The following is a 24020-nucleotide window of genomic DNA, read 5'->3' on the forward strand; positions in this document are numbered from 1 at the left end:
TTGTCGGCTCGAAATGAGCTGCCGCTTCCGCCCCTGCATCGACCTCCACGGGGGAAAGGTGAAACAGATCGTAGGCGGCAGCTTGCGCGATGATGGTTCGGCCCCCAAGGAGAATTTCGTCTCCGAGCATCCGCCCGCATGGTTTGCCGGGAAATTCCGTGAGGATCGCCTCATGGGTGGCCATGTGATCATGCTCGGTAAGGGCAATGAGGCCGCCGCAGCCGAGGCGCTTGCCGCCTGGCCGGGCGGTATGCAGATCGGTGGCGGCATCCATGCGGGGAACGCGGCGGAATGGATCGACGCCGGTGCCAGCCATGTCATCGTCACTTCCGCGCTGTTCAGCGCGGAGGGGGAATTTCTCCCGGATTCGCTGGCGGCCCTCGTCGCCGCAGTGGGTGCCGGGAAACTGGTCATCGACCTTTCATGCCGCCGCACCGCATCCGGCTGGACGGTTGCGATGAACCGCTGGCAGACGCTCACGGACATGGATGTGACTGCGGAAACACTCGATCTCCTGCTGCCCTCCTGTGCCGAATTCCTGATCCATGCCGCCGATGTCGAAGGGCTTTGCGGCGGGATTGATGAGGATCTCGTGGGGCTGTTGGGTGGCTGGGGGAAATGCCCGGTAACCTACGCCGGCGGAGCCGCCACGATGGCGGACGTGGAGCTTGTGGCCTGGAAGGGCAGGGGGCTTGTCGACGTCACGGTGGGCAGTGCCCTGGATCTTTTCGGAGGCAGCGGCATCCGCTACGCCGATCTCGTGGCGATGAACCGCGCCTGAGCGAAACGCCGGAAAATCGGCGATGCAGGCTTGTCAAGCGGCGGTGGATTCCTAGGGTATCCGCTCTTCTCCGGCAGATGAACCGCCGGGGATCCCATGCACTTTATGAACACGACCGCACTATCCACCGCCGCCAACGAAGCCCGCGGCCTCGCCATGGACGCCATCCACGCCTGCAACTCCGGCCACCTCGGCCTTCCGCTAGGCTGCGCCGAAATCGGTGCCGTCCTCTTCGGCCAGGGCATGAATTTCAACCCGGACGCCCCGCGCTGGCTCAACCGCGACCGCTTCATCCTCTCCGCAGGCCACGGCTCCATGTTCCTCTACGGCTGGCTCCACCTCTCCGGATACAAGGTTTCCAAGGACGATGTCGCATCCTTCCGCAAGCTCCACTCCATCACCCCGGGCCACCCCGAATATCATGAAACACCCGGAGTGGAGGCCACCACCGGCCCGCTCGGGCAGGGCATCGCGAATGCCGTCGGCTTCGCCATCTCCGGGAAACGCGCCGCCGCGAAGTTCAACACCGCCGATCACACACTCTTCGACCACCACGTCATCGCCCTCCACGGCGACGGCTGCCTCCAGGAGGGCGTTGCCAAGGAGGCCATCGCCTTCGCAGGCCACAACGCCCTCGACAACCTCATCCTCATCTACGATTCCAACGACGTCACCCTCGACGCCATGGCGGATCTCACACAGAGCGAGGACGCGAAGATGTATTTCGAGTCGCAGCAATGGGATGCCGTGGAAATCGACGGCAACGATCTCGCCGCCGTCGCCGAAGCCCTCAAGGCCGCCAAGGCAAACAACAACGGCAGGCCCAAGGTCATCATTGCCAAGACCCTGATCGGGAAAGGCATTCCGGAAGTCGCCGGCACAGCCAAGGCACACGGCGAGGGCGGCGCGAAATTCATCGCAGAAGCCCGCGCCGGGCTCGGCCTTCCCGCCGATGAGCACTTCTTCGTCTCCGAGGGAACGAAGGCCTTCTTCGCCGAGCGGAAAGAAACCCAGGCGAAGGCCTTCGCCGAGTGGCAGGCCACCTACGACGCATGGGCCAAGGCGAATCCGGAACTCTCGGAAGAACTCTCGCAAGGTGTTGCTTCCACGGTTCCCACGGATCTTTCCGGAATGATCGCCACCTTCCCAGCCGACTACAAGGACGCCACCCGCTCCGCCGGCTCGAAGGTCATCAACGATGTGGCAAAGGCCATGCCGCAGTTCCTCACCGGCAGTGCCGATCTCTTCGGCTCCACGAAAAACTACCTCTCGGGCGAGGGTGATTTCTCCGCAAAAAACCCGCTGGGCCGCAACATCTGGTTTGGCATCCGGGAGCACGCCATGGGCGCGATCTGCAACGGCATCGCCTACGATGGCATCTTCCGCGCCAGCGGTGCGACCTTCTGCGTCTTCGCCGACTACGTCCGCCCCGCGATCCGCCTCGCCGCGCTTTCCGGGCTGCCCGTGAGCTTCATCTTCACCCACGACTCCGTCGGAGTCGGCGAGGACGGCCCGACCCACCAGCCGGTGGAAACGGTCAGCGGCCTCCGCGTGATCCCCGGCCTCGATGTCATCCGCCCCGGCGATGCGGAGGAAACCGCCGGCGCCTTCATCGCCGCGATGCACCGCACCGACGGCCCGAGCGCCCTCATCCTAACCCGCCAGGCCATCCCGATGCAGAATTCCGTCTCCGCCCAGGAGCGCCGCGACGGCGTGCTGCGGGGCGGCTATGTCCTCGTGAAGGAAACCGAAGCCCTCACAACCATCCTCATCGGCACCGGCTCGGAGCTCCAGCATTGTGTCGAGGCCGCCAAGCAACTCGGCGGCGGAGTCCGCGTCGTCTCCATGCCCTGCACCGAGCGCTTCGACCGCCAGTCCGCCGAATACAAGGAAAGCATCCTTCCGAAATCCTGCACCAAGCGCATCGCCATCGAGGCCGGTGTCACCGATCTCTGGTGGAAATACGTCGGCACCGAAGGCAAGGCGCTCGGTATCGACCGCTTTGGCATCAGCGCCCCGGGCGATGTGGTGATGAAAGAACTCGGCATGACCGCCGCAGACGTCGCCGCCGCCGCCAGGTAAGCGCAACACGACCCTTCCCATCCCCCCTGTGGCCTACTGCCGCAGGGGGGATTTTTCCTTGGCACGGATGGCACTCCGTGCCCTCCGGAAATGGTTGCGGACAGCTCATGGAAGGTCGCGCCCGACTGCCAAGCAGTTTTCCCATTATGCGAATGTGGGTGTGGAGGAGCTGGATGCGAAGAAGCTGACCCCGCTGCTGAAGCTGAAGTATCATGACTCCATCCCGGATGCGGTGAAGGATCTAGGCGTGCCTGCGGAGATCGCGGAAACGAGGCGAAATTTATGGATAAGGGTGTGGTCGAGGGCTTGATGGCGCTCAAGTGGGTTGCTTGAGCGGAGCTGTTTTGCGCGGAATGGTTGTGAGCAAAGGAGTCGCGGCGCAAAGCTGGCCCTGCGTTCCGGGCTTTTTTCCTCGCAGCCCGTGGCTTTGCGCTTAGGCTTTGGGCAAACCTATGGAACGCAGGGAACTGTTGAAAATCATGGCGATGACATTCGGGGGAAGTGTCGCACTTCCGGAAAGCGCCTTTGCAAAAATGGGCGAGCCTTTCGATCCGAACGAACTGGATTTTTTCAGGCCCGCCGAGCGGCAGCAGGTGGCGATCCTGGCCGAGGCGATCATTCCGAAGACCGATACGCCCGGCGCGATCGAGGCCGGGGTGCCGGGCTGGATCGAGGTCATCGTGAGGGATTGCCTCGAACCGGGTGCGCAGGCGCTCATCAAGGAAGGCCTGCCGAAAACCATGATGTCTTGCGCCAAGGAAAAAGGCGCAGGTCTCGGCGATCTTCTGCCCGAAAAGCAGGTGGAGTTTCTCAACGAATACAATGCCGGGGGCGGGAAGCAGGCGGAGTTCCTCCAGAAGTTCAAGGAGCTTGCGAAATTCTGCTACGTGAACTCCGAGGTCGGCGCCACGCAGGCCTTCGATTACCAGCTGGTGCCCGGGAAATGGGTGCCGGACATGCCGCTCGAAGCGGGCATGAAACCCTCCCCCATGTAACCCGAAATTTTTCCAAACATGAATCTCAACACCAAGGGGAAAGCGAAGCGCACGTATGATGCGATCGTCGTCGGCTCGGGGATCTCGGGCGGCTGGGCTGCCAAGGAGCTCTGCGAGAAGGGTCTCAATACGCTGGTGCTGGAGCGCGGCCACAAGCTCGAGCACATCACCGACTACACCACGACAAACTCCGCACCTTGGGAACTCCAATGGCTGAACAAACCCTCGCGGGAAATGCTTTCCCAGCAGCAGAAACAAAGCCGCACCGGCTACACGATCGCACCTGCGCAGAGCCACCTTTTCGTCGATGACATCGATCACCCCTACGAGGAGAAGAAGCGCTTCGACTGGATGCGCGGCTACCACACCGGTGGGCGCTCCATCATGTGGGGCAGGCAGAGCTATCGGCTCAGCCCCATGGATTTCGAGGCGAACGCCAAGGAAGGGATTTCGATCCCGTGGCCCATCACGTATGATGAGCTGGCTCCCTGGTATTCCTATGTGGAGAAATTCGCGGGCATCAGCGGATCGCTGGAAGGGCTGGAGCAACTGCCTGACGGCGAGTTCCAGCCGCCGATGGCGCTCACCCCGCCGGAGCTCGATCTCAAGGCCGCCATCGGGGCGAAATGGAAGGGGCGCACCCTGATCCCCGGCCGCTGCGCCCACCTGACGGCTCCCACCCGGGAGCAAACCGCGCTGGGCCGCTCCTCCTGCATGTACCGGAGCCTCTGCATCCGCGGCTGCCCCTTCGGCGCTTATTTCAGCAGCCAGGGGGCGACCCTGAAAGCGGCGGCAAACACGGGCAAGCTGACCCTGCGCACGCACTCCATCGTCCACTCCGTGATCTACGACGAAAAGGCAGGAAAAGCCATCGGCGTCCGGCTCATCGACGAGGTTACCATGGAGACCACCGAGTATTTTGCGAAAATCATTTTCCTCAACGCCTCCGCCGTCGCCTCGACCGCGATCCTGATGAATTCCAAGTCCGGGCGGTTTCCGAACGGGATGGACGAGAGTGGATCGCTCGGCGGCTACCTGATGGACCATCATCTCGGGGTCGGCGGCAGGGGGCGGGTGGAGACCCACGCGGACAAGATCCACGTCGGCCGCCGCCCGAACGGCTTCTACATCCCGCGCTACCGGAATTTCAGCGAGAAGCCGGAGAAGGCGAACTACCTGCGGGGCTACGGATTCCAGGGCGGCGGGATGCGCCAGGGATGGTTCCGCAACATCGAGGGTTTTGGCGCGGATTTCAAAAAGGAGCTAACATCCTTCGGCCCGTGGAGTGTGGGCATGTATGGTTTCGGCGAGTGCCTGCCCTATGAGAACAACCGCATCTCACTCAGTCCGGACAAGACCGACAAGTGGGGCCTGCCCATCGTGGTTGCGGACGCGGAGTTCCAGGAGAACGAGCGAGCCATGCGCGCGGACATGCAAAACGATGCGGCCGAGATGCTTGAGGCGCTGGGGGCGAAGGACATCAACACCTACGACCGGGATTTTGCCATCGGCCTGGGCATCCATGAGATGGGCACCGCCCGCATGGGGGGCTCGCCGAAGGAATCCGTGCTCAACAGCCACAACCAGGTCTGGGGTGCACCCAACGTTTTTTGCACCGACGGCGCGGCGATGGTTTCCTCCGGCTGCCAGAATCCCTCGCTCACTTACATGGCTCTAACAGCTAGGGCGGCGGACCATGCCGTCTCGGAAATGAAGAAGGGGAATCTCTAGCAAGGGCGGAGGATTTCTTCGGGCGGATTGAAGGTTCCGAATGTCCATCCGCGGCGCAGCGGCGTACGGGATGCGGTGTGTGCAGGAATTGCGCTTTGCTGCCTGTATCCCAGCATGAGCTTTGTTTTCCTGTGCTCTTATGGTTGCTTGCTGGCATGAGGTTGCTCCTGATCTTGCTGTGGATGCGGCTTTGGCTTCCGGCGGCGGCGGATGTGGAGGCGGGGGACTGGTGGAAGCATTGGCCGGAGGGCGGAGGCCTTGTCTTCGAGGATCAGGAATCGGCCTGGCTCCAGTCGCTCCATGTGGGTGGCTATGCGCATGTGCAGGCCGCGCACGTGGATGGCGATGCTGGGGGCGGCGGCTTGTCCTACACGCGCCGGTCGGATTGGCGCCGTGTGAGGGGCGTGGTGAAGGGGCGTGTTTTGAGAGCTTTGGATTTCAACATCCATCTCAATCTGGTTCAGGACGAGGGGGCTGCGGGCGGCGGGGTGGAGTTCGATTACCATTCGGTGTTCTTGGCGGAACTGGCGGTGGATCTTGCGCGGATGATCGATCTCGGTGACATCTCCTCGCTGCAGCTCGGCTACGGCAAGCGCAAGCTGGTGGAGCTCAGCGAGGAGATCGACACCTCGGTGAATTCGATCCTGAGTGTGGAGCGATCCGCGCTGGCGGGCTTGCTTGTCCCTTTCCGCCAGTCAACCGCGCCGACGGGTGCTTGGGTAAGGATGACGCGGGGTGATGAGCTGGTTTCGCTGGGGGTTTTCACAACGGATTCCTCGCCCGAATTCGGCGGCTGGGGCGGGGGCAGGGTTTTCCTGGCAAGCTGGAGGCATGATTTTTCCGAGAGCTGGGGGCTGGATGAGGCTTTGGTTTCGATCACTGGCGGGTGGCAGGATGCTGCTGCTGCGGATGAGCTTTACTCGCAGTGGGAATGGGTGGCGGCACCGTGGATGCGCCTTGGGCAGGGGCGGTGGGGCTTGCGGGTTAGCGGGGCGGTGGGGCAAAACGACGGAAGGTTGCCGGGTGCCGGGGGGGCTTTTGGCGGAGCGGTTGTCATGCCGAGCTTCTGGCTGGTGGAAGGGCGTTTGCAGGGCGTGCTGCGCTATGCCGTGATGGCCTCGGAAGGTGAGGCCGGGCTGCGGCTGCCGTCCAGGTATCTGCGGGAGGCCGGGCTGGCGGAAAACGGCGGGCTGCCGCTCCTTGCTGCGGGGGCGGGGGATTTCCATGAGTCCGCCTATGCAGGGCTGGTCTGTACCATCGTGCCGGAGCATTTCACGCTGCTCGCCGGGCTGGAATGGGAAAGGCTGGAATCAAGGGATGTCAGGGTTTTCCAGGGTGTCACGGCATGGTTTTCGACACGGCTGATTTTCTGAGGCGCTCTTCTCGGGGCTTGCCCGCAGTGGCCGGGCGGGCTAGGGAATGGGCATGGTTTCACCGAATCCAGATCCCCCCGGGCGGCTCAAGTACGCGATGCTAGGGAACGATGAATCGAGCACCGCCGAGAAGCTGGACAAATACACCGGGCAGGTGGATTGGACATACCTGCGCCCGCATCATCTGAGCGGCGTGTTGTATTTCGTGGATCCCTCGCTGGCATTGGCGGAGGTTGGCGCTGCGTTTTCCGAGGATGGCAAAGCGCGGGTCGAAGCGTGGATCAAGGCCGGGGATATCGTGAAAATCGGTGATCTCCATGCCAAGCAGTGGGAAAACGGCGGAACGCAATTCGAGGCGCTGGTGGTCTCGCCCTTCGTGCTCTGCCGTCCGGTTTGAGCTTGCCCGCTAGGCGCGGAATTTTTCGTAGGCGTTGACGATGTGCTCCACGATGGGGTGGCGGACGATGTCTGCCGGCGAGAAGCGGCAGAAGGCGATGCGGTCTATGCCTTCCAAGGCGTGCTCCGCCTCATGGAGCCCGGAGCGGACGCCGGGCTTCAGATCGACCTGAGAGGCATCCCCGGTGACGACGATCTTGGATTCCTCGCCGAGCCTGGTGAGGGTCATGAACATCTGCTCGCGGGTGGTGTTCTGCGCCTCGTCGAGGATGACGAAGGAGCGCGAAAGCGTCCTGCCGCGCATGAAGGCGAGCGGGGCGATCTCGATGATGCCCTCGTCGAGGTAGCGCTGGGCCTCCTCGGGGTCGAGCATGTCGTGGATCGCGTCGTAGAGCGGGCGGAGGTAGGGCGCGACCTTTTCCTTGAGGTCTCCGGGAAGGAAACCGAGAGCCTCGCCGGCCTCGACGGCGGGTCGGGTGAGGATGATGCGGTGGATGGCTCGCTTCTTGAGCATGTGCAGGCCGGCGGCCATGGCGAGGTAGGTTTTGCCCGTGCCTGCGGGACCGAGCCCGAAGGTCACATCGTTATCTTGGATGGCTTTTACGTAGGCAAGCTGGTTCGGCGTGCGCGGGGACACGGCCTTGCGGTTCTTCGAGCCGACGAGACGGATGGTGGAGAGCGAGTTCAGCGGGGTGTCGCCGGCATTTTTCGCGACATCGACGGCGAGCCGGAAATCCCTGTCGGAAATGTGGAGGCCGTTGCGCTGGGTGGATTCCAGATCCTCGAAAACCTTTCTCGCAAGCATGGTGCCATGCTCCGCGCCGGTGAAGCTGATCCATCCGTCGCGGGTTACGGCTTTGACCTCCAGCGCGCCCTCCAGATAGGAGAGGTTGCGGCGGTCGTTCGCGAACAAGCCGTTGAGGAACTGCGGGGTGTCGTATTCGATCTTGAGGGTGACGGGTTTCATAAGCCGGCGGACGTTTGCTTGTATGGCAGGTTGTTCTTGGCAGGTGGCGGCCCTATCGTTCCCCGCTTCCTAAAAATTGCCTTGGCGGGCGCCCGGGGGTGGGGCGGGCGCAGTCAGCCTCTGCGAGGAACCGGTCCAGTGGCTATCAAAAAAGACCCGCAGGATTTCTCCGGCGGGCCCTATCGGTGGAATCAAAGCCGGGGAGGGATCACTCGTCCTCCATGAACTTGTCGTGGCCTTGTTTTTTGATGTCGCGCATGGACTCGACGATCTCCTTGACCTTGGCGAGGTCGCCATCGAGGAAGGCGAGTTCCATCCCGGCGAGGGTGGATATGAGATTGCCCATCATCTTGCGGTATTCGGCGGATGCCTTGGCCTTGTCGGCACCTTCGGGCATGGCCTTGACCATTTCGGGGAGTTCGGTGATGGCCTTGACCATGGCGTCCTGTGCCTCGCGGGCCAGGGCTGCTCCCTTCGACGGATCCTCCTCGCGGCGCATGGCCTTGTAGGCGTCGTTCATCACCTCCATCTCCTTGGCAAGCGGGGAGTCCTCGTCGGCCTTGGCGGGCTGGACGAACATCAGTGTGGCGGCGAGGCCGCAGAGCATCATTTTCATTTTCATGCGGGGTGATTACGGGGGCAAACTGGCGGTTCTTCCAAGGCAAAAACACCGGAAGCCAATTTTGCGGAATAAAACTGCAAACGGGTCGCTTCCGGGTTAGTTCCATGGACGTGCAAACGGAGCAATGCAGGCCGATCCGCAGGCGCCGCTGGAAGAAACCTGCGGTGTTTCTCCTTTCGCTTGTGCTTGCCGCAGCGCTTGCATGGTTCGCGCTTCCCTGGGCCTTCTCCTTGCCCCCCGGGCTCTCCAGCGATCCCGCCGCCACGCCGGTTCTCACGGACAGGAACGGCAGGGCGATCCGCCACCTTGCCGCGGAGGATTTCACGCGATCCGCGCCGGTTCCGCTCTCGGAAATCCCCCTGATTTTCATCGACTGCACGCTGGCCGCCGAAGACAAGCGCTTTTACAGCCACCAGGGGATCGACCTGCTGGCGACGGGTCGCTCGGCCTTCGATTTCCTGAGGAACAGGCGTGTGGTTTCCGGCGCATCGACCGTGACCCAGCAGCTTGCGAAAATCTCGTCCCCACCTGCACCGCGCAACCTGGCCTCGAAATTCCGCGAGGCGATGATAGCCCGCCGCCTGGAAATGAGCTGGGGGAAGGATCGAATACTCGGGACGTATTTCGCGCGGCTTGATTACGGGAATCTACGCATCAGCCCCACGGAGGCGGCGCGTTTCTATCTGCAGAAGCCGCTCTCCGATCTCTCGCTGGGCGAGTGCGCCCTGCTCGCCGGGCTGCCGCAGGCACCCTCTCGCCTGAACCCGATCCGCAATCCGAACAACGCAAAGGCGCGCCGCGACATGGTGCTCGACCGCCTTGCAAGGACCGGGAAATACGGGGCGGAGGAGATTGCGCTCGCCCGTGCCGAGCCGCTAAGGCTGCGCCCGCTGCGGGAATCCACCGCCGCACCCTGGCTGAACCGCAGCCCCGGCTCCAGCACCCGCACAACGCTGGATCTTCCGCTCCAGCGGGAAATCGAGCGCATCGTGCGCGAGGAAACCGCAAAGCTGGAATCCGCCAACCTACGCCATGCCGCCGTGGTGATCATCGAAAACGCGAGCGGCGATATCCTTGCGATGGTCTCTTCGGCCGATTGGGATGATGCCCGCGGCGGACAGCTCCACGGCGCGCTGACCCCGCGCTCGCCCGGCTCCACGCTCAAGCCGTTCACCTACCTGCTCGGCTTCCGCCACCTCGGGCACTTGCCATGCACCGTCATCGCGGATATCCCCACGACACTCCTCACCGAGCAGGGCCTCCAGCTCCCGGAAAACTACGACCGCCGTCACCGCGGTCCGGTGACGGTGAGGCATGCCCTGGCCTGCTCGCTCAATGTCCCGGCCCTGCGCGAACTCAACGAGCTCGGCGGGCCGGAGAAGCTGTACCGCTTTCTCGGTGAGCTTGGCATTTCCAGCCTGAGCCAGCCTGCGGAGACCTACGGCCTCGGCCTGACGCTCGGAAACGCGCCGGTGAAACTCCTTGATCTGACAAACGCCTATTCCACCCTGGCCCGGCAGGGAAGCTATCTTCCCACCCGCCTTTTCATGGATGAGGAGATCCCCGCCGGGAAGGATCTGATCGATCCGGTGAATGCCTGGCTGATTTCCGACATCCTCTCCGACAAGGCCGCGCGTGCGCCGGCCTTTTCCACCGGCGGCCCGCTCGACCTGCCTTTTCGCAGCGCGGCGAAAACAGGGACCTCCTCGGATTTCAGGGACAACTGGTGTGTGGGCTACACCCCGGAATATACAGTCGGTGTCTGGGCTGGTAACTTCGAGAACAAGCCGATGAAAGGCATCTCAGGTGTCTCCGGTGCCGGTGCCATCTTCCACCGCAGCATGGTTCGGGCGCACCGCGAACACCCACCTACATGGTATCCGCGCCCTGCGGGAGGGAGCCTGGTGGAAGTCGATGTCCGGAACGGGAAAAGGCTCGATAACCGCCAGCATCAAAGGTTTTCCCTTACGGAATGGCTGCCTCCCTCAATCGGGATACCCGCCGCCGCCGCGTCCGATTACGATGCCGAAGGCCGTGCCAAGCTCCCACCCATCTACGCCGACTGGTATGCCAGCCCGCAGAATCTGCGCCGCCATGAGCTAGTGATGGATGAAGCGGCGGAAAACACGATCCCGCTTCAGATCCACAGCCCGCGCAACGATACCACGATCCTGCTCGATCCCGAGATCCCCGGGAATAATTCATATCTGCGCTTGGAGACAAATCTCCCCGCGCTGGTGCGGTGGTCTTGCGAGACGCTCGTGATTGAGGGTGATGTCGCGCTGCTGGTGCCCGGAACCCATACCCTCATAGCCACGGACACCCGCGATGGCACGGAGCACATGGTGACGGTGACGGTGCGGAAGCTCTAGTTGCGAAAGCCCGGAAGCTCGCCACCTTCCTGCATGATCCACACGCTCACCCAAGAACAGTTCCTCCCCATCACGCTCGACGAGGCATGGGCATTTTTCTCAAGCCCGGCCAACCTCGACGAGATCACGCCCTCCGATCTCGGCTTCAGGATCGTCTATCAGCCCGGCGACAAGATGTATGAGGGGCAGGTCATCGAATACCGGGTGATGATCGTTCCCGGTGTCTGGGTGCCGTGGGTCACGGAAATCAAATGTGTGCGTGAGCGCGTATCCTTTGTCGACGAACAGCGCTTCGGTCCCTACAAGTTCTGGCACCACCTGCACACCTTCGAGGAAAAGGACGGAGGGGTGCTGATGAGGGATCTCGTCCACTACGCGCTGCCGCTCTGGCCTCTCGGGGAGATTGGGCACGACATTTTCGTAAGGCCGAAGCTCGAGCGCATCTTTGGGTTCCGCAAGGAAATCCTCTCAAAGCGGTTTTCCAAGTAGAGGCAAACCGATGCAAAAAGCCGCGGATCGGTCAAAGATCTACGGCAGCAGGAAAGTGGTACGAGGACTGGGACTCGAACCCAGGACCAATTGGTTAAAAGCCAACTGCTCTACCAACTGAGCTATCCTCGCAATTGGTGATTGCCGCTTTTCGGCGGCGGGGCGGCAAACTAGGGGAGGAGGATGGAAGTTGGCAAGCTCATTTTGGGAAAAACCTCGCCTCGTGCCATTCGGCGAAAGCGGCGAGGTCGGTGCGTGGGCGGTCGATGTGGAAGAAGGGCATCGCGGCGGCCTCCGCTGCGCCGCCGTCGGCCGTCAGGGAATCGCCGACCAAGCAGCAGTCTGCGGGGTTGGCCGCAGTGGTCTCCATGAGTCTACTCAGGATGGTGGGAGAGGGCTTGCGTGCGCCGACATCGGCTGAAGTGATCACATGGTCGAACTGGGCGGCGATGCCAAGCTCGCCGAGTATCCCGTGGAGGCGGGAATCGAAGTTGGAGACGATGGCGAGGCCTATGCCCTTCGCCTTGAGCGAGGATAGGACGGAATGTGTCTCGGGGAAAAGTTTCCATGCGGACCCGGATGCGAAGTGGGCGAAGAGCTCGCCGAAGGCATCGTCCATGGTGGCGGGGTCGGGGCGGATGCCGCTTGAGATCGCGGCATTGCCTACGAGGTCGCGCCACCATTGTTTTTCAGCCGCATCCCAATTCCCGGAGTCCCCGTACATGGGATCCGGGGTGATCTCGTAAGCCCTGTGGAAGGCGGTTTTCCAGGTGCTCTCGGGGAGGCCGAAGCCGAGCGTGGAGAAGCAATCGGCATAGACGTTCTCTACCGGTTCGGCGGTTTCGAAGAGTGTCCCGGCCGCATCGAATGCGATCCATTTCCTGTCATTTGTTTTCATATCAGTAGATGACTGTTTCGAGATACAGCCCGTCCGGCGGGGCGCACAGCGGGGATTTGCCGAGGGGCAGGTTTTGCGGCTGGTCGAGGTAGGCTGCAAGGTCATCGAGACGAAGCCGGCCTTGGGCTGCCTTGATCGCGGCGCCGGTGAGCATGCGAACCATCTTGTAGAGGAATCCATCGCCGTGGAAGGACATGCGGTAGCCGTCGGGGAGGGTGGTGAGTAAGGCGGAGTGGACGGTGCGGATGTAGTCGGTGTCCTCCAACTCGTTTCCCCGGTAGGCGGCGAAGGCGTGGAAATCGTGTTTCCCGGCGAACAGCGATAGCGCCTGTTGCAGGACGTCGGCATCGAGCAGGCGCGGCAGGTGCCATGCAAGGCCGGCCTTGAGCGGGGGGAGGACGGGATCGGTGCAGATGTCGTAGAAATATTTCTTCCCGACCGCGGAGAAACGGGCGTGGAAATCCGGCGGGACTTCCTCGCATTCCATCACACGGATGGTGGCGGGTAGCTTGGTGTTGAGGGCGGGCACCCAGTTGTAGGGGTTCATCGAGGTGCCGTCGGGCGCATCGAAGTGGGCCACCTGGCCAAGCGCGTGGACGCCGGTATCGGTGCGGCCGGAGCCCTGGAGGCGGAGGGGTTCCTTCGCGACGGATTCGAGGGCTTCGTGGAGGAGGTCCTGGATGGTGTTGCCGCCGGATTGGGATTGCCAGCCGAGGAAGGGGCGGCCGTCGTACGCGATGGTGAGCTTGAGCCTCATGAGATTCCCCCGATCCAGCGGTTCAGGATCTCGACGGCGGCAACCTGATCGATGATGTGTTTCTGTTTATGGGCTTTGCGGCCGGCCTCGCGGAGTTTCTCGGTGGCATCGGAGGTGGTGTAGGTCTCGTCCACGAAGAGCATGGGGATGCCCGGTAAGGTGTCGGCGAGTTTTTTTGCGAAAATCCGCACCTTTTTCGCGGAGTCCCCCTCGCTGCCATCTAGCCTAAGCGGCAGGCCGATGACGAGGGTCTGGATTTTCCGCATCGCGGCGATCGCGGCGATCCTGCCAAGGGGATCCTTTCCATCCGTGGCGATGGTTTCCACCGGATGTGCCATGATGCCGAAGTCATCCGTCGCCGCAATGCCGATGCGCGAGTCACCGTAGTCCACGCCAAGTGCGGGGTGTGGGGATGGCGGCGGAGATATGGGGCAGGGGTTGGTTTTCAAAATGCTCCGGGAGCATCATCCGGACAGGTGCCGGAGATCAAGACAAGTGATAGCGCAGGGGCGGAATGTCCGTAGGAAGCGGGAATGACATCCTGCGGGCTCATCGGATCATTTGTGCTGTCGATTTCGATGGCGGCTTCCCTTGCCGCAGGCACGGGTGGTAAAATCGTAGATGCCGCGCGGAAACAGATCGGGGTGACGGTGAGCTACGATCCGGCCTACGTCGGCCTGGAGTATCCCGGCGGCGATGTGCCGAGGGAAAAGGGTGTCTGCACCGATGTCCTGATCCGCGCCCTCCGCGACGGACTCGCGCAGGATCTGCAGAAGCTCGTGCATGAGGACATGAAGGCGAACTTCGCCAAGTATCCGAAAAACTGGGGTTTGAAGGGGCCGGACAAGAACATTGATCACCGCCGGGTTCCGAACCTGATGGCGTTTTTCGGAAGAAAACACACGGAGTTCGCGGTTCCGAAAGCCGGGGATAAGGCGAAATTCATGCCCGGCGATATTGTCACTTGCACAGTTCCCCCCCACCTGCCGCACGTCATGATTGTCAGCGACCGCAGGAATGCGGACGGGCTGCCACTGGTGATCCACAACATCGGCGGCGGGACGCGTGAGGAGGACAGGCTCGGCGATTTCAAGCTAACCGGGCACTTCCGCTGGAAGGAGTGAGGCGAATGATAAAAGAAAACCTGGTTTCCTAACCTCCCTTCCGACTCAATCGAATTATGCGAGGTGCTCGCCGACATAAGGCCTTGGATCGGCTGGGCGCGCGCTCGGCCTGTCAGTTCGGATTTGGAGCAGGAATTGCCCTTGGTCGGCGAAAAAGTGAATCATGAAGCCGGTGCCCTGCTGGATCACATCCGCAAACATCCCAACACTGCGGAACGCAGCCTCAAGGGCTTTGAGTCCCGGCTCGCGGCTGCCGCGACAGGACAAATAGGCCGGTTCTCACGAATTCAGGGTTGAATCTCCGATCTGGCAATGGTTTCTCCCGAATCGGAGCTTGTATTTTCCTCGAAACGTGTGCAACCGTCCTCCTCCCCGCGAAGATTCGCGGTTTTTCTTTTATGGACATACCTCCCTTTTCCGAGCTCGGGCTTCCCGATGACCTGCTCGCCGCCATCGAAACCCTCGGCTACGAGCGCCCCTCTCCGATCCAATGGAAAGCAATTCCTCCCGCCCTCGAAGGCAAGGATATCCTCGGTCTTTCCGCAACCGGATCCGGCAAGACGGCCGCCTTTGCCCTGCCGGCTCTGGCCAACGTAAATGTCACCGAGCGCTTCCCGCAGGTGCTGATCCTATGCCCGACCCGTGAACTTGCCGTGCAGGTCTGCGAGGAAGTGCATCGCCTCGGTGCCAAGAAAAAAGGCCTCCAGGCGACACCGGTTTACGGTGGTGCGCCGATGGACCGACAGCTCCGCGCATTGCGCGACGGCGCACAGATCGTGGTCGGCACGCCCGGCCGTTTGCTGGATCACCTTCGCCGCGGTTCCTTCGATGCCAGCCGCATCCGCATGGCAATCCTCGACGAGGCCGACCGCATGCTCGACATGGGCTTCAAGGAAGAGATGGACGAGATCCTCGCCGCCCTCCCGAAGGAACGCCAGATCCTGTTCTTTTCCGCCACGATGAATGCCGGGGTTTCGCGTTTCATCAAGAAATTCGGCAACAACCCCGAGGTCATCGAGATCGAGCAGAAGGCGATGACCGTCTCCACCGTCGATCAATCCTACTTCGAGGTGCGCCAGCGTTCCAAGGTGGAGGTTCTTTCCCGAATCCTCGACATGAACCCGCCGCGCCTCGGGATCATTTTCTGCAACACCAAGCGCTCCGTCGATGAGTGCACGGAAGACCTCGTGAACCGTGGCTACGCCGCCGACCGCCTCCACGGCGACATCACCCAGCAGATGCGCGAACGTGTCCTGAAACGCTTCCGCGACGGTGCCGTCGAACTTCTCGTCGCCACCGATGTCGCCGCACGCGGACTCGACATCGATGAGATCGATATCGTCTTCAACTACGACCTCCCAACCGATCCCGAGGACTACGTCCACCGCATCGGCCGGACGGGTCGCGCAGGACGCTCCGGGCGTGCGGTTTCCTTCGTCTTCGGGAGGGAAATCTACCGCCTGCAGTCCATCGAGCGCTACACCCGCCAGGTCATCAAGCGCGACAAGATCCCCTCCGTTGAGCAGGTGGAGGGACGCCGCGCGGACATCATTTTCGAAAGCCTCAAGGAGCGCCTTGAGACCGGAGGCTTCGATTCCTACCAGGAAAACATCGACCGCCTGCTCGAGCAGGGCCACACGCCGACGGACATCGCCGGTGCGCTGATCACCATGCTACGCGAATCGAGCGGCAGGGAAGGGGAGGCGATCCAGGAAGACCGCGAGCCGCAATTCCAACAAAAGGAAAACCGCAAGGAAAGGGGCGAAGCCCGCCCACACCCCGAGAAGCGCGAGTTCGCACCCCGCGAGAAAAACTACGAGCGCGGCGGGATGCGGGATGCCGGTGCCATCGAGGGCGGGATGACACGCCTGTTCATTTCCCTCGGAAAGGGCGCAGGCATCATGCCCAAGGACATCGTGGGAATGATGTACCGCGAGGCCGGCTTGCCCGATGGGTCGCTGGGTCGCATCACCCTCTTTCCGAAGCATTGTCTCGTCGATGTCCCAGAAGGCCTCGCCGACCAGGCGATCCAGAAGACCCGCAACGCCAAGCTGCGCGGCAAGACCTTCCGCATCGACCACGACCGCGGGCCGAACCAGTGATCCCCGCGATAGGCGTTCCTTTTTGACAAGTCGGGGGTGAACACCTACGAACTGCGCCGCGACGGCGATGTGCCCGAACTCACAGAACGATTTACACAACCATGAACGAGCCGATTTTCACCGGAACCATCCCCGCCCTGATGACACCCTGCAACGAAGCGGGGGAAATCAATTATGACGCCCTCGTCGAGACCGCCAAATTCCTGATGGGAAAAGGCATGCGCGGTGTCGTGTATTGCGGCTCCATGGGTGACTGGCCGCTGCTCACAGATGCCCAGCGCCAGGAAGGCGTGCGCCGCCTTGTCGAGGCCGGAATCCCGACGGTGGTTGGAACCGGTGCGCAGAACTCGAAGATCGCCGCCGAACACGCGGCACATGCGAAAGAGGTCGGCGCCGACGGCCTGATGGTCATTCCCCGCGTTCTCTCGCGTGGCAGCTCACCCGCTGCCCAGAAGGAGCATTTCCGCGGGATCCTCAAGGCTGGCGGAGACCTTCCGGCGGTCATTTACAACAGCCCCTACTATGGTTTCGAAACCAAGGCCGACCTCTTTTTCGCGCTGCGTGCGGAGTTCCCTAGCCTGATCGGGTTCAAGGAATTCGGCGGTGCGAAATCGCTGAGCTACGCGGCGGAGTTCATCACCAGCGGCGACGACGAGCTCACGCTGATGGCGGGTGTGGACACCCAGGTTTTCCACGGTTTCGTCAACTGCGGTGCGACGGGCGCGATCACCGGCGTGGGCAACGCGCTCCCCGCCGAGATCCTGCGTTTTGTGGAGCTTTGCAAGTCCGCCGCGAAGGGCGATAACCAGGCTCGCAGATACGCCCTGGAGCTTTCCGAGGCGCTCACCGTCCTCTCCACCTTCGATGAGGGTCCCGATCTGGTGCTGCATTACAAGGAACTCATGGTGCTCGAAGGCCACGATGCCTACCGCCATCAGATCTACGGATCAGACAAGCTCAGCGCCAGCCAGAAGCAGTTCCTGCACACCCAGTGGAAGCTGTTCCGCGAATGGTGGTCAAACTGGGACGGCCGCGCCTGAATGAAACGTCTTCGCGTCATCGACTCCCACACCGTCGGCGAGCCGACGCGCGTGTTGATTTCCGGCGGGCCCATCATGCCGGAAAGGGGCGCAGCCTTCGCCCGCAAGTTCCTACGCGATGAGGCCGACTGGATGCGCCGCTGCCTCATTGATGAACCGCGCGGATTCGATGCCGTGGTGGGGGCTTTCCTCTGCGAGCCGGCCGATGGATCCTGCGTTTCCGGCGTGGTTTTTTTCAACAACGGCGGCTACCTTCCGAGCTGCATCCACGGTACTATCGGCGTGATCCGCACCCTCCAGCACATGGGGCGCATCGATGTGGGCTCGCACCGTTTGGAGACCCCTGTCGGCATCGTGACGGCGGTTCTTTCCAAGGATGGAAACGTGACGGTGGAAAATGTCCCGAGCTACCGGACGCGGAAGGATGTCCTGTTAGATGTGCCGGGATACGGAGAAATCACCGGCGACATCGCCTGGGGAGGGAACTGGTTCTTCCTCATCGAGGGACAGGGGCCGCCGGTCAGTCAGTCCGGCATCGCGGAGCTCATGGCCTTCACCACGGCAGTAAGGCGGGCGCTTGATTCCTCCGGGATCCGCAGCGAAGAGGGGGATCTCATCGACCATGTGGAGGTTTTTGCGGAGCCACAGGAAGGTGTGATTGCAGACAGCCAGAATTTCGTCCTCTGCCCGGGCGGGGCGTATGACAGGTCGCCGTGCGGGACGGGGACAAGCGGGAAGCTCGCCTGCCTCGCGGCGGATGGCGATCTTGCCGAGGGGCGGGTTTTCCGGCAGGCGGGCATCGTCGGAACGGTTTTCGAAGCGAGCTACCGCCGCATCGATGCGGAGAGGATCACGCCCATCGTCACCGGCAAGGCATGGATCACGGCGGAGAGTGAGATCATCATGGAACCGGACGATCCATTCCGGCACGGCATCGGGACGGAAACCATTTTCGGGAGAATCTGATGGGCGCGGAGAATGTGGTGGTTGTCGGCGGCGGTGTGATCGGCTTGGCGAGCGCTTATTACCTCGCAAAGTCCGGGCGCAAGGTGACGGTGCTTGAGCGCGATCCATCGCTGCTTTCCGGCTGCTCGGCGGGCAACGCGGGAATGGTCGTCCCAAGCCATTTCATTCCTCTCGCTGCACCGGGCGTCATCGGCCAGGGGCTACGCTGGATGCTCGATCCCAAGAGCCCGTTTTTCCTGCGCCCGCGCATCGACCTCGACCTCGCACGCTGGGTATGGACTTTTTTCCGCCACGCGAACGCCCGGCATGTCGCTGAAAGCGAAGAACTTTTGCGCGATCTCAGCCTGGAGAGCCGTCGCCTGCACCAGGAGCTTTCCAAGGCGGAGGGATTCGATCTGACGGAACGCGGGCTGCTCATGCTATGCCAGGGCGAGAAAGGTCTGGAGGACGAGAGTGAGGTTATCGCGGCGGCGCATCGGCTCGGGCTTGAGGCGGAGATTTTCGGAAAGGAAAAACTTCGGGAGTTCGAGCCGGAGACGGAGGTGAATGCGATCGGCGGCGTCTGGTGGAAACAGGATTGCCATCTCTCTCCCGTGGATTTCGCGAATGCACTGATACGCGGAATTTTACGCGACGGCGGGACTTTTGTAGAGGGCGAAGCGGTGGATTTCATCCGCGAAGGAAAGGATGTGACAGGTGTGAAAACGGCAGCGGGTGAAGAGATCACAGGCGGCCGCATTGTCCTGGCCGGTGGGATCGCCACCATCAAACTCGCCCGCAGGCTCGGGCTGCGGATGCCGATGCAGGGCGGGAAGGGTTACAGTTTCACCCTGCCGAAACCTCGCAAATCCCTGCGCCTTTGCAGCCTGCTCAAGGAAGGCCGCGTGGCGGTGACACCGATGGGAGAAAAGCTGCTCGTCGCCGGGACGATGGAAATCTGCGGCTCGGACACTTCGATCAGCCGCCTTCGTCTGGAAGGGATCATTGACCATTTCTGCCGATTCTATCCGGATTTCCGCAAAGAGGATTTCGATGGCATCGAGCCATGGGTCGGTCTCCGCCCCTGCTCGCCCGATGGGCTCCCATACCTCGGATACATCCCCGGCCAACCGCGGGTCATCGCCGCAACCGGCCACGCCATGATGGGCCTCAGCCTCGCCCCTTCGACGGGTTGGCTGGTTGAAAAACTTGTCTCCGGCGAGCCTGGCCCCATCCCGCTCACGCAGCTCGATCCGGCGAGGTTCGGGTGAACATAAGCGTTTCCCGTCGGTGATTCCCGGCTAGCTTCCAGGAAGGATGAGCGACGAAACCAGCAAGAATCCCGGCAGGTATGTCTGCTTCACCACCCTCTACAACGCCCGCGCCTACTACCCGGTGCTCGCCATCCTGTTCCTCGATCTCGGCCTCACGCTCGACCAGTATGTGATGCTCAACCTCGTCTGGGCGGCGACGATTTTCCTCTTCGAGGTTCCTTCCGGGGCACTGGCCGACACCCTCGGGAGGAAGACGCTTCTTGTCACCGCCTCCGTCCTGATGATCGTGGAAATGTCATGCCTGCTTTTCGCGCCGAAGGACGGCGGGTGGATCCTCTTTTCCCTCTGTGTGGCGAACCGCCTGCTCTCCGGCCTTTCCGAAGCTGCCGCCAGCGGAGCGGATGAGGCTCTGGCCTACGATTCCTTGCCGGAGGAAAACCGCGAACAGGCATGGGATGATGTCCTTGCAAAAGCCATGCGCTACCGCGCCGCCGGTTTCGTGATCGCGATGATCGCCGGAGGCTTTCTCTACGATCCCTCCATCGCCAACCGCATCCTTCCGGATGGGATGGAGATCTCGGCAAGCTTCGCCCACCGCCTTCCGGTAGCGCTGGTGCTGCTCCAGGCGATCGCCTGCCTTGTCATCACCCTGCGCATGGTGGAGTCCACCAAAACCCACTTGGAAGGCACGTGGGAAGCCTGCCGGAAAGCCATAGCCCTCACCCTGGAGACGGCGAAATGGGTCTTCACACACCGGGCAACCTGCGTGGTGGTCATGATCGGCCTGTCGATTGATGCGGTGGTCAGGAATTTCGCGACGATCACCTCCAGCTATTATCGCCTGATCGGTCTCCCGGAATGGACGTTCGGTTTCCTCGGTGCTCTCGTCGGGCTTGCCGGGTTTGTCGTTCCATCCATCGCCGCGGAGCTCAACAAGCGCTTCGGCACCCTCGCGAACCTCGGTTTTGCGGCCGCTCTGGCGCTCATCGGGCTATCCGGGATTGTCTCGGGAAACTCCCTTTGGTGCCTCATTCCGGCCATGCTCCTGATGATGACCATGGGCTTCCTCGGATTCACCATCAGCCGCTCTCTCAACCGCGAGTCGGACTCCTCCCGCCGCGCCACCGTCCTTTCCGTCAAAGGCCTTGCGTTCAACCTCGCCTACGGCGGCTTCAGCCTCGGCTTCTCCCGCTTGCTCGCATCCAATGACGGCCCCGGCGACGATGCCCTGCGCCACGCATTGCTCTGGCAGGTGCCGTTTTTCGCCCTTCTCACCGCTTGCCTGCTGATGTGGGGGAAATGGCAGATGGGAAAAGCGAGGGCATCGTAGCATTCCGCGCCATCAGCGTGCCATCCGGGGAAAATGGCGTGATGAAGCTCCCCGCCATTCGGGACTGATCACGTGATCAGTCGGGGATCCGCTTCGGGTTGAAAATGAGTTCGCCGGTATTGTAACCCAGTTGTTCGGCCTTGCGGATCTGCGGCTGGTAGTCGCCCTTGTCCATGGGATTCCTGTCGAGGATCCACAGGAACCTGTAGTCCGGCGAGCCTACCAGGGCGCGGGTGTAGCCAGGGTTGATGTCGAGAATCCAGTAGTCGCCCTCGAAAAGGTTGGCCGGAAATGCATCAAACCGGACGAGTAGCTTGCCGGGAGCGGAAGGGTCGGCTGGTCTGGCCGTGCCCTTGATGGACGTAAGTTTCCCATCGCTCCTGAGCCCTTGGTTATGGACGCTGATGCTGCCGTCGTCGTTGACCCCGTAGCTTGCCTTGGCTGCGACCAGGCCTTTCTCAAAGAAATTCGGAAGGCGCGCGATCTCGTGCCATTCCCCCGCATAACGAGCCTTGTCCAACGATGAAACCGTGGCCGGCGGGCGGGATCCCGTTCCGGAGCAAGATGCCAATTGAAACACGAGCGAGGCGAGGACTGCGGCAGCGGTTGGCTTCATGGTATCCTATTACGCTTGGAGATCGCCTTACCCTTCAATGCCCCTGCTTGCCCTTCTTCGGCGGCTCCCATTCGCGTCGGCGGCGGGAACGGCAGGAGAAGATCACCGGAATGCCGGGGGCGGGGTGCGCCTCGCGGAACTGGTTGGTCAGGTAGGCCTCGTAGGAATCCGTCAGCAGGGTCTTGTCGTTGACGAAAAGCACGATGGTCGGCACGGGGATGACCGTGTATTTCTCGTTGAGCGCCGTGGTGGTGTAGAAAAGCTTGAGGCGCTTCGCCTTGTTGTCAGTGGGCGGCGGATTCTTCGCCATCGCCGCCTGGATGATGCGGTTGAGCTTCCCGGTGCCGGGGATGTCCTGGGCTCCCTTTTTGATGGCGATGGCTTTTTTCAGGACATGCTCGGTGGAGTCACCTGTCTTCGCTGAGCAGGCGACGAAAGGCGCGTAGGAAAGGAAGAACAGCTCGCGGCGGACATGTTCCTCCGCCTCCGCAACGCGATCCTTGTAGTCCGCTCCGGGGTGAAAGAGGTCGAATTTGTTCAGCACGATGAGGCAGGGCTTTTTCTCCTCCAGGATGAGCTGCGCGATCTTTCGATCCTGGGCGGTGACACCGGCGGCGAGGTCGATGACGAGCACGCATAGATCGGCGCGGCGTATCGCCTTTTCCGAGCGGATCGCTGAAAATACCTCCACGGAGTTGTCGCGCTTGCCGCGCGGACGCAGGCCGGCGGTGTCGATGAGGGTGAAATTCTCGCCCGCAAAGGAGTAGGGGAGATCCACCGCGTCCCGCGTTGTCCCTGCGATGGAGGATACGATCGTGCGCTCGTCCTTGAGGATCGCATTGATGAGCGATGATTTCCCGGCATTCGGCCGGCCGACGATGGCAAGCTTGATGCCGACCTTTTCCACCACTTCCATGATCTCGGCATCCTCGGTGGCCAGCGGTTCCAGCACCTCATCGATCTTTTCTATCAGTTCGCCGAAGTTACGCCCGTGCTCCGCGGAGACGAATACGCTGTCTCCCAGGCCGAGCCGCGAGAAATCCGAGAACGATGCCTCATGCTTGTCGTGGTCCACCTTGTTCAACACCAGCAGCACCGGCGGCTTCGCCTTGCGCAGCTTCTGGGCGAGCGCCTGGTCTATGGAAGTCAGCCCTTCCTGGGCATCGACGAGGAAAAGGATGAGGTCGGCCGTCTGCATCGCGATGTCCGCCTCGATGGCGACCTGCTCGCCGAAGCCGTCGTCAAGCGTCGCGCCGATCCCGCCGGTGTCGATCAGCGTGCAGGGATGGCCGGTGAGGGTGCAAGGCGCGGCGATCCGATCCCTGGTGACTCCGGGCTGGTCGTGGACGATGGCGATCTTCCGCCCGGCAAGGCGGTTGAAGAGGGCGGACTTCCCGACATTCGGGCGGCCTACTATTGCTACGGTGGGCATGATCAGGGAATTCTAAGCTCTAAATTCGAAAGCCGAAATGAAGAAGATTGTTGAAAAGAAAAACCCCGCCTTGTGGCTTTTGAGGGCCGTTTGGCGGGGTCAACTCGAATGGGAATGGCGGAGCGGACGGGGCTCGAACCCGCGACCTCCAACGTGACAGGCTGGCGCTCTAACCAACTGAGCTACCGCTCCATCCCGTTCGGGTGGGCGGGACGCTATGGAGCTGCCGCGGTGCGTGCAATCTCTTTTTTGAAAGGAGACGAATTTTTTTGGGAGGTGCCTGAGAAAAAGTGGTTGCGCAGCCCGCGCCTTTGCCCCTAGCTTCGCCGCCCGGAGGGAAACCTCTTCAAGCGCGGTTAGCTCAGTGGTAGAGCACCTCCCTGACACGGAGGGGGTCACTGGTTCGAACCCAGTATCGCGCACCATCCTTTGTTTATAAGGATTCCATTCGAAGAGCGGTCTGGAGAAGGGCTTTCTGGCAACAATTAGGCAATATGCCAAACAGGCTGGCACTCAGTCAGCCAGATGCATCGCGATGCTTTGCGATGCTGCCAAACGCCGAGTTTTTGATTGGTGCCGGCGGTTCCCGTGAGGTCGATGCCTGACAACGCGGTAGGTGGTTTGTGAGCTTTCACCGGAGTTCGGCGGGTGGCTTCCTGCCATGACGGTTGCAAAGTTCGGCTGTCCGGGTAGA

General features: G+C 61.9%; 23 protein-coding genes and 3 tRNA genes. 17 read left to right on the forward strand and 9 right to left on the reverse strand.

Annotated features, from left to right (window positions below; genetic code table 11):
- The first annotated feature begins 13 nt into the window (after nucleotides 1-13).
- The 7 genes from hisA (at nucleotide 14) to HZ994_00320 (ending at nucleotide 7359) form a co-directional block, all read left to right on the forward strand.
- On the forward strand, nucleotides 14-781 hold the full coding sequence (gene hisA / locus HZ994_00290) for a phosphoribosylformimino-5-aminoimidazole carboxamide ribotide isomerase (protein ID QTN30830.1): 768 nt from the start codon (nucleotides 14-16) through the stop codon (nucleotides 779-781).
- 105 nt (nucleotides 782-886) lie between these two features.
- Nucleotides 887-2863 (forward strand): transketolase, encoded by a 1977-nt coding sequence (gene tkt, locus HZ994_00295; protein QTN30831.1) that lies wholly within the window; start codon nucleotides 887-889, stop codon nucleotides 2861-2863.
- Nucleotides 2864-2930: 67 nt separating this feature from the next.
- A complete protein-coding gene (locus tag HZ994_00300) occupies nucleotides 2931-3173 on the forward strand; it encodes a hypothetical protein (GenBank protein ID QTN30767.1) in 243 nt (80 codons plus the stop codon).
- Nucleotides 3174-3315: 142 nt separating this feature from the next.
- The gene (locus HZ994_00305; protein QTN30832.1) at nucleotides 3316-3858 is read left to right on the forward strand and encodes a gluconate 2-dehydrogenase subunit 3 family protein; all 543 of its coding nucleotides are present in this window, start codon (nucleotides 3316-3318) and stop codon (nucleotides 3856-3858) included.
- Between the two features lie 18 nt (nucleotides 3859-3876).
- Nucleotides 3877-5589, forward strand: coding sequence for a GMC family oxidoreductase (locus HZ994_00310; GenBank protein ID QTN30833.1), 1713 nt, complete (start codon nucleotides 3877-3879; stop codon nucleotides 5587-5589).
- A 155-nt stretch (nucleotides 5590-5744) separates the two neighbouring features.
- Nucleotides 5745-6962 (forward strand): hypothetical protein, encoded by a 1218-nt coding sequence (locus tag HZ994_00315; protein QTN30834.1) that lies wholly within the window; start codon nucleotides 5745-5747, stop codon nucleotides 6960-6962.
- Nucleotides 6963-7014: 52 nt separating this feature from the next.
- Nucleotides 7015-7359, forward strand: a complete 345-nt coding sequence (locus HZ994_00320; protein ID QTN30835.1) for a DUF2288 domain-containing protein — start codon at nucleotides 7015-7017, stop codon at nucleotides 7357-7359.
- Nucleotides 7360-7368: 9 nt separating this feature from the next.
- Here HZ994_00320 and HZ994_00325 read toward each other — a convergent pair whose 3' ends face one another.
- On the reverse strand, nucleotides 7369-8325 hold the full coding sequence (locus HZ994_00325) for a PhoH family protein (protein ID QTN30836.1): 957 nt from the start codon (nucleotides 8323-8325) through the stop codon (nucleotides 7369-7371).
- 208 nt (nucleotides 8326-8533) lie between these two features.
- A complete protein-coding gene (locus HZ994_00330) occupies nucleotides 8534-8947 on the reverse strand; it encodes a hypothetical protein (GenBank protein QTN30837.1) in 414 nt (137 codons plus the stop codon).
- Nucleotides 8948-9051: 104 nt separating this feature from the next.
- On the opposite strand from HZ994_00330, the gene HZ994_00335 reads away from it, so the two are divergent.
- Together HZ994_00335 and HZ994_00340 are read left to right on the forward strand one after the other, a co-directional pair.
- Nucleotides 9052-11319, forward strand: a complete 2268-nt coding sequence (locus tag HZ994_00335; protein QTN30838.1) for a transglycosylase domain-containing protein — start codon at nucleotides 9052-9054, stop codon at nucleotides 11317-11319.
- 33 nt (nucleotides 11320-11352) lie between these two features.
- Nucleotides 11353-11808, forward strand: a complete 456-nt coding sequence (locus HZ994_00340; GenBank protein QTN30839.1) for an SRPBCC family protein — start codon at nucleotides 11353-11355, stop codon at nucleotides 11806-11808.
- A gap of 56 nt (nucleotides 11809-11864) precedes the next feature.
- Here HZ994_00340 and HZ994_00345 read toward each other — a convergent pair.
- The 4 genes from HZ994_00345 to ruvX all read right to left on the reverse strand — a co-directional run bounded on the left by HZ994_00345 (nucleotide 11865) and on the right by ruvX (nucleotide 13891).
- Nucleotides 11865-11940: transfer RNA gene (locus tag HZ994_00345), tRNA-Lys, on the reverse strand.
- Nucleotides 11941-12007: 67 nt separating this feature from the next.
- The gene (locus tag HZ994_00350) at nucleotides 12008-12706 is read right to left on the reverse strand and encodes an HAD-IA family hydrolase (GenBank protein QTN30840.1); all 699 of its coding nucleotides are present in this window, start codon (nucleotides 12704-12706) and stop codon (nucleotides 12008-12010) included.
- A gap of 1 nt (nucleotide 12707) precedes the next feature.
- Nucleotides 12708-13463 carry a tRNA pseudouridine(38-40) synthase TruA gene (gene truA, locus HZ994_00355; GenBank protein QTN30841.1) on the reverse strand — a complete coding sequence of 252 codons (756 nt, stop codon included), beginning with the start codon at nucleotides 13461-13463 and terminating at the stop codon, nucleotides 12708-12710.
- Nucleotides 13460-13891, reverse strand: a complete 432-nt coding sequence (gene ruvX / locus HZ994_00360; GenBank protein ID QTN34282.1) for a Holliday junction resolvase RuvX — start codon at nucleotides 13889-13891, stop codon at nucleotides 13460-13462. Before ruvX ends, truA begins: the two co-directional genes overlap by 4 nt.
- Before the next feature lie 105 nt (nucleotides 13892-13996).
- Between ruvX and HZ994_00365 the strand changes: the two genes are divergently transcribed.
- From HZ994_00365 to HZ994_00395, 7 genes are all read left to right on the forward strand, one after another.
- Nucleotides 13997-14587, forward strand: coding sequence for a DUF1287 domain-containing protein (locus HZ994_00365; GenBank protein QTN30842.1), 591 nt, complete (start codon nucleotides 13997-13999; stop codon nucleotides 14585-14587).
- Between the two features lie 63 nt (nucleotides 14588-14650).
- A complete protein-coding gene (locus HZ994_00370) occupies nucleotides 14651-14884 on the forward strand; it encodes a hypothetical protein (GenBank protein ID QTN30843.1) in 234 nt (77 codons plus the stop codon).
- A 101-nt stretch (nucleotides 14885-14985) separates the two neighbouring features.
- Nucleotides 14986-16689 carry a DEAD/DEAH box helicase gene (locus HZ994_00375; protein QTN30844.1) on the forward strand — a complete coding sequence of 568 codons (1704 nt, stop codon included), beginning with the start codon at nucleotides 14986-14988 and terminating at the stop codon, nucleotides 16687-16689.
- A 101-nt stretch (nucleotides 16690-16790) separates the two neighbouring features.
- The gene (locus tag HZ994_00380; protein ID QTN30845.1) at nucleotides 16791-17729 is read left to right on the forward strand and encodes a dihydrodipicolinate synthase family protein; all 939 of its coding nucleotides are present in this window, start codon (nucleotides 16791-16793) and stop codon (nucleotides 17727-17729) included.
- Nucleotides 17730-18695 carry a proline racemase family protein gene (locus HZ994_00385; protein QTN30846.1) on the forward strand — a complete coding sequence of 322 codons (966 nt, stop codon included), beginning with the start codon at nucleotides 17730-17732 and terminating at the stop codon, nucleotides 18693-18695.
- Nucleotides 18695-19945, forward strand: coding sequence for an FAD-dependent oxidoreductase (locus HZ994_00390; protein ID QTN30847.1), 1251 nt, complete (start codon nucleotides 18695-18697; stop codon nucleotides 19943-19945). Before HZ994_00385 ends, HZ994_00390 begins: the two co-directional genes overlap by 1 nt.
- Nucleotides 19946-19991: 46 nt before the next feature.
- Nucleotides 19992-21278, forward strand: coding sequence for an MFS transporter (locus tag HZ994_00395; protein QTN30848.1), 1287 nt, complete (start codon nucleotides 19992-19994; stop codon nucleotides 21276-21278).
- Nucleotides 21279-21354: 76 nt separating this feature from the next.
- Here HZ994_00395 and HZ994_00400 read toward each other — a convergent pair whose 3' ends face one another.
- The 3 genes from HZ994_00400 to HZ994_00410 all read right to left on the reverse strand — a co-directional run bounded on the left by HZ994_00400 (nucleotide 21355) and on the right by HZ994_00410 (nucleotide 23518).
- Complete coding sequence (locus HZ994_00400) at nucleotides 21355-21894, reverse strand: lipocalin family protein (protein QTN30849.1); 540 nt, start codon at nucleotides 21892-21894, stop codon at nucleotides 21355-21357.
- 34 nt (nucleotides 21895-21928) lie between these two features.
- Complete coding sequence (gene der / locus HZ994_00405) at nucleotides 21929-23326, reverse strand: ribosome biogenesis GTPase Der (GenBank protein QTN30850.1); 1398 nt, start codon at nucleotides 23324-23326, stop codon at nucleotides 21929-21931.
- A gap of 115 nt (nucleotides 23327-23441) precedes the next feature.
- Nucleotides 23442-23518: transfer RNA gene (locus HZ994_00410), tRNA-Asp, on the reverse strand.
- Between the two features lie 158 nt (nucleotides 23519-23676).
- Here HZ994_00410 and HZ994_00415 point away from each other — a divergent pair.
- Nucleotides 23677-23751 (forward strand) — tRNA-Val (locus HZ994_00415).
- Nucleotides 23752-24020 lie beyond the last annotated feature (269 nt).

It is taken from the genome of Akkermansiaceae bacterium (assembly GCA_017798145.1).
Lineage (GTDB): Bacteria > Verrucomicrobiota > Verrucomicrobiia > Verrucomicrobiales > Akkermansiaceae > Luteolibacter.

Coding starts and splice junctions, on each gene's coding strand:
- HZ994_00315 (QTN30834.1), top strand. CDS start 5,745: ATGAGGTTGCTCCTGATCTTGCTGTGGATGCGGCTTTGGCTTCCGGCG.
- der (QTN30850.1), bottom strand. CDS start 23,326: ATGCCCACCGTAGCAATAGTAGGCCGCCCGAATGTCGGGAAGTCCGCC.
- HZ994_00380 (QTN30845.1), top strand. CDS start 16,791: ATGAACGAGCCGATTTTCACCGGAACCATCCCCGCCCTGATGACACCC.
- HZ994_00325 (QTN30836.1), bottom strand. CDS start 8,325: ATGAAACCCGTCACCCTCAAGATCGAATACGACACCCCGCAGTTCCTC.
- HZ994_00385 (QTN30846.1), top strand. CDS start 17,730: ATGAAACGTCTTCGCGTCATCGACTCCCACACCGTCGGCGAGCCGACG.
- hisA (QTN30830.1), top strand. CDS start 14: ATGAGCTGCCGCTTCCGCCCCTGCATCGACCTCCACGGGGGAAAGGTG.
- HZ994_00395 (QTN30848.1), top strand. CDS start 19,992: ATGAGCGACGAAACCAGCAAGAATCCCGGCAGGTATGTCTGCTTCACC.
- HZ994_00320 (QTN30835.1), top strand. CDS start 7,015: ATGGTTTCACCGAATCCAGATCCCCCCGGGCGGCTCAAGTACGCGATG.
- truA (QTN30841.1), bottom strand. CDS start 13,463: ATGAGGCTCAAGCTCACCATCGCGTACGACGGCCGCCCCTTCCTCGGC.
- tkt (QTN30831.1), top strand. CDS start 887: ATGAACACGACCGCACTATCCACCGCCGCCAACGAAGCCCGCGGCCTC.
- HZ994_00330 (QTN30837.1), bottom strand. CDS start 8,947: ATGAAAATGAAAATGATGCTCTGCGGCCTCGCCGCCACACTGATGTTC.
- HZ994_00300 (QTN30767.1), top strand. CDS start 2,931: ATGGCACTCCGTGCCCTCCGGAAATGGTTGCGGACAGCTCATGGAAGG.
- HZ994_00375 (QTN30844.1), top strand. CDS start 14,986: ATGGACATACCTCCCTTTTCCGAGCTCGGGCTTCCCGATGACCTGCTC.
- HZ994_00305 (QTN30832.1), top strand. CDS start 3,316: ATGGAACGCAGGGAACTGTTGAAAATCATGGCGATGACATTCGGGGGA.
- HZ994_00335 (QTN30838.1), top strand. CDS start 9,052: ATGGACGTGCAAACGGAGCAATGCAGGCCGATCCGCAGGCGCCGCTGG.
- HZ994_00310 (QTN30833.1), top strand. CDS start 3,877: ATGAATCTCAACACCAAGGGGAAAGCGAAGCGCACGTATGATGCGATC.
- HZ994_00390 (QTN30847.1), top strand. CDS start 18,695: ATGGGCGCGGAGAATGTGGTGGTTGTCGGCGGCGGTGTGATCGGCTTG.
- HZ994_00400 (QTN30849.1), bottom strand. CDS start 21,894: ATGAAGCCAACCGCTGCCGCAGTCCTCGCCTCGCTCGTGTTTCAATTG.
- HZ994_00350 (QTN30840.1), bottom strand. CDS start 12,706: ATGAAAACAAATGACAGGAAATGGATCGCATTCGATGCGGCCGGGACA.
- HZ994_00365 (QTN30842.1), top strand. CDS start 13,997: ATGACATCCTGCGGGCTCATCGGATCATTTGTGCTGTCGATTTCGATG.
- HZ994_00340 (QTN30839.1), top strand. CDS start 11,353: ATGATCCACACGCTCACCCAAGAACAGTTCCTCCCCATCACGCTCGAC.